Raw genomic sequence first — 3,845 nt, 5'->3', positions numbered from 1 at the left:
GAGGTCAGCGAGGTGCTGCCCCGCGGGAAGTCGCGCCAGTAGTTGTCGTCGCTCACGCGGTTGAGGTTCAGGCGCAGGCCCAGCGGGCTCTGCAGACCCATGCCGCCGAGCGTGGCGCCGGTGGACACGCTGTGCTGGTGCTGCAGGGCGTAGCCCCAGCGGTCGCTGCTGCGCAGCGTGTCGTTGGGCATGTAGGCCGCGCGCAGGCGGCCGTTGTAGGCGGGCTGCAAGTAGCGGAACTCGCCCCCCATGTCCAGGCCACGCTTGCTCATGAGCGTCGGGTAGAGCGTGGCGTCGAACTCGGGCGCGAGGTTCAGGTAGTAGGGCAGGGTCAGTTCCAGCCCGCTGACGTTGTCCAGGTTGATGGTCGGCGGCAGCACGCCGCTCTTGCGCTTGTCGGTCAGAGGGAAGCTCAGGTAGGGCGCCCCCAGAAAGGGCACGCCCTTGAACTCCATCACGCCGCCGTGGGCCGTGCCCACCTCTTCGGCGTTGTCCAGCTCGATGCGGTCGGCCCGCACCAGCCAGTCGGGCATCCACTTCGCGCCCGGCGTGCGCGGGCAGGTCGAATAACGGGCCTCGGTCGCCTCGACCTTGTCCGGCCCCAGAAAGTCCACCCGCTTCGCGTCGCCATGCCCGTCGCTCTGCAGCAGCGAAAACGCCGGCTGCTCGAAGTGGCCGCGGCTGGTCTCCACGTTCAGTTGCAGCGAGGGGCCCTCGAAACGGTTGCCCCCGCGGTTGATGAGCACTTGCCCTTCGGCCTTGGCTTCGCTGCTGCGCTGGTCGTATTCGAGCCGGTCGGCCTTGATCACCAGGCCGTGGCGGCGCAACTCGGCGCCACCCTCGATCACCACCACGCCGTCGGTCTGACCGTGCAGCCGATCACCCGAAACGAAGCTGGGCACCTGGCCCTGCGCCGCTTCGGGCAGGGTCTCCAGCAGGGTCGCGCTGGCCTTCAGGGCTGCTGACGCATCGGTCTGCGCCCACACGAGAACGGGCGCCCCACAGGCGATCAGTGCCAGCAACGAGCGCACGCCATGCCCCACGGGCGAGGGCGTGAACAGGTGCCGGGCGGCGGGCAGCGGACAGACGGAACGACGGTTCAAGGTGTGACGGGAGTGGAGGCGGTCCGCCGCCCCGGGCAGGCACAGGGCGGGTGCACCGGCCAGCCGCCGGGCACGCGGGTTCTAAAATCTCAGGCGATTATCCACTGCCCACCACCCGGGCGCGCCCCTGCCGGCGCGCCTTCTGCCGCCTTCAGGGCCCCGCTCCCATGACCCCGAACACCCCCGCCGTCACCTGGTCCGACGCCGCGCGCGAAACCGCCTTCCACACCTGGCTGCAAGGCCTGGCCGCCGCCCAGGGCCTGCGCCCCGAGACGCTGCGCCCGGCCTCGGCCGACGCGAGCTTCCGCCGCTACCTGCGCGTGGACACCACCGACGGCGCCAGCCGCATCGTCATGGACGCGCCGCCCGACAAAGAGAACTGCCAACCCTTCGTGCACGTGGCGGGCCTGATGAAGGACGCCGGCCTGCTGGTGCCCGACATCCTGGCCTGGGACGAACCGCAGGGCTTCATGCTGCTGCCCGACCTGGGCACGCAGACCATGATGGAACAGATCGACGCCACGAATCAGCAGGCCAACCACGCGCGCTACCTGCAGGCGGTGGACACGCTGCTGGCCTGGCAGCTGGCGTCCCGGCCCGGTGTGCTGCCCGCTTACGACGAGCCGCTGCTGCGCCGCGAATTGCAGCTCTTCCCCGACTGGTACCTGGCCCAGCACCGCCAGACCGCGCTGGAAGGCAAGGATGCCGAGACGCTGGCCAAGGCCTTCGACAGCATCGTCAAACGCTGCCTGGCCGCCCCCACGGTGTACGTGCACCGCGACTTCATGCCACGCAACCTGATGATCCCCGGCCAGCCGGGCGCCACGCTCGCGCAGCAGCTGGGCGTGCTCGATTTCCAGGACGCGGTGCACGGCCCGATCACCTACGACATCGCCAGCCTGATGCGCGACGCCTTCCTCACCTGGGACGAGGATTTCGTCATCGATATCACCATCCGTTACTGGGAAAAGGCGCGCAAGGCCGGGCTGATGGACTTCGAGGACTGGCACAGCGACTTCGGCGCCTTCTACCGCGCGGTGGAATGGATGGGCCTGCAGCGCCACCTGAAGGTGGCCGGCATCTTCGCGCGCCTGACGCTGCGCGACGGCAAACCCAAATACCTGGCGGACGCGCCGCGCTTCATCGCCTACATCCGCGCCACCACCCACCGCTACCGCGAACTGGGTCCGCTGCTGCAGCTGATCGACAAGGTCGAGGGGCTGGAGGCCGCCTCGGGCTACGCCTTCGGTCGCGTCTGACCGGCGCCCCATCCAAGCACCCCCATGCCGCGTTTTCACTGCCCCGTTCCCCTGACCGCCGGTGCCGAGCTGGAGCTCCCCGCCGCCGCCGCGCGCCACGTGCAGGTGCTGCGTCACCAACCGGGCGACGCCATCACGCTGTTCAACGGCGAGGGCGGGCAGTGGCAGGCCACCGTGCTGCGCATGGGCCGCAGCGATGTGGCCGTGCGCGTGGACACGTTTGAAGCGGTGGAACGCGAGCCACAACGCCGCGTGCACCTGGCGCTGGGCATGCCGGCCAACGAACGCATGGACTGGCTGGTGGAAAAAGCCGCCGAACTCGGCGTGGCCAGCGTGCAGCCGCTGCACACCGCGCACAGCGTGCTGCGGCTGTCCGGCGATCGCGCCACCAAGAAACAGGTGCACTGGCAGCAGGTGGCGGTGGCCGCGTGCGAACAGTGCGGCGGCAACCGCGTGCCGCTGGTGCAGCCGGTGGCCGACTTGGCCGCTTGGCTGCGCGGCAGCGAGACCATCGCCCCGCTGCGCTGCGTGCTCTCGCTGGCCGAGGGTGCCCGCCCGCTGGCCGATGTGCTGCGCGGGCAACCGGCCGATGCGCCGGTGCTGTTCCTCAGCGGTCCGGAAGGCGGCCTGTCGCCGTCAGAGGATCAGCAGGCCCGCGCCGCCGGATTCCTGCCCGTGACCCTGGGCCCGCGCGTGCTGCGCGCCGAGACTGCGGCGCTGGCCGCGCTGGTCCAGGCCTTGGCCTGACCGCCGCGCTCAGGGCGCCGGACCGGCCACCACGTTCAGCACGGCCACATAGTCCGCCGGGTTCACCGTCCCGCTCATCAGCGGGCGCGGCTCCAGCGACACCAGGGTGAAGCGGAACGGCCCGAGGCGCTGTGTGGCGCGGGCGGGCTGACCCGAACCGTCCCACGGCAGCACCAGCACCTGGGGCTGGATGCCGGCCCCGCTGACCCAGAAGAACGCCCGGGCCTCACCAGCCCAGGCGCATTGCACGTCGGATGGGCAACGGGTGTCGAGGTAGCCTGAAAAGTGGATGCTCAGGGCGGGCGCCTTCTGCTGTGCGTGCTGCTGCAGCACCAGCCGCACGCGCCCCGGGGTTTCCAGCACCGCGAGGGGGATGGCCGCGCTGGCCAGCGAGGCCAGACCCAGCGCCAGTGCGCCGACGCCAATACGGTGGAGCAGGTTCATCGGTGCGCTCCGATCAGCAGCTGCCCAGGCGGCGCCCCACCCATTTGGCGAACACCGTCACCGGTGTCGAGCCGACCACGCCCGACGAGGCCAGGTTCACCGAATAGGCCGAATCGCTGTACAGGCCGCTGACCTGCACCACCGGCTGGTTGATGCTGGTGCAGGCGATCACGCCGTCGATCTTGCCGCCGATCACCGACAGCGACTGCACGGTGCAACTGGCCGCGGCGATCTGCTGACGCACATTCGCCTCCCATTGCGAGGCCTGGGCCTCGGTCAGGCAGCCCTGGGT

The 3,845-nt window shown here is 70.3% G+C and carries 5 protein-coding genes; 2 read left to right on the top strand and 3 right to left on the bottom strand.

Annotation, left to right across the window (positions count from 1 at the left end):
- Nucleotides 1-1,103: LPS-assembly protein LptD (locus tag ACR2JA_RS03875; protein WP_434007806.1), on the bottom strand; the 1,103-nt coding region annotated here is incomplete at its 3' end.
- Nucleotides 1,104-1,270: 167 nt separating this feature from the next.
- Here ACR2JA_RS03875 and ACR2JA_RS03870 point away from each other — a divergent pair.
- Nucleotides 1,271-2,362, top strand: coding sequence for an aminoglycoside phosphotransferase family protein (locus tag ACR2JA_RS03870; protein ID WP_434007805.1), 1,092 nt, complete (start codon nt 1,271-1,273; stop codon nt 2,360-2,362).
- 24 nt (nt 2,363-2,386) lie between these two features.
- Nucleotides 2,387-3,109, top strand: coding sequence for a 16S rRNA (uracil(1498)-N(3))-methyltransferase (locus tag ACR2JA_RS03865; RefSeq protein WP_434007804.1), 723 nt, complete (start codon nt 2,387-2,389; stop codon nt 3,107-3,109).
- Nucleotides 3,110-3,118: 9 nt separating this feature from the next.
- On the opposite strand, the gene ACR2JA_RS03860 is transcribed toward ACR2JA_RS03865, so the two are convergent.
- Nucleotides 3,119-3,553: a hypothetical protein gene (locus ACR2JA_RS03860; protein ID WP_434007803.1), complete on the bottom strand. Its 435-nt coding sequence runs from the start codon at nt 3,551-3,553 to the stop codon at nt 3,119-3,121.
- 13 nt (nt 3,554-3,566) lie between these two features.
- Nucleotides 3,567-3,845: DUF3617 domain-containing protein (locus ACR2JA_RS03855; RefSeq protein ID WP_434007802.1), on the bottom strand; the 279-nt coding region annotated here is incomplete at its 5' end.

This window comes from Hydrogenophaga sp., assembly GCF_051007235.1.
Classification (GTDB): domain Bacteria; phylum Pseudomonadota; class Gammaproteobacteria; order Burkholderiales; family Burkholderiaceae_C; genus Hydrogenophaga.
Note: the sequence above shows the minus strand (reverse complement) of the source record. Positions and strands in the feature narration are given on the sequence as shown.

Excerpts from the sequence above, each read along its gene's own strand:
- ACR2JA_RS03860 (WP_434007803.1), bottom strand. The coding sequence starts at position 3,553 with ATGAACCTGCTCCACCGTATTGGCGTCGGCGCACTGGCGCTGGGTCTG.
- ACR2JA_RS03865 (WP_434007804.1), top strand. The coding sequence starts at position 2,387 with ATGCCGCGTTTTCACTGCCCCGTTCCCCTGACCGCCGGTGCCGAGCTG.
- ACR2JA_RS03870 (WP_434007805.1), top strand. The coding sequence starts at position 1,271 with ATGACCCCGAACACCCCCGCCGTCACCTGGTCCGACGCCGCGCGCGAA.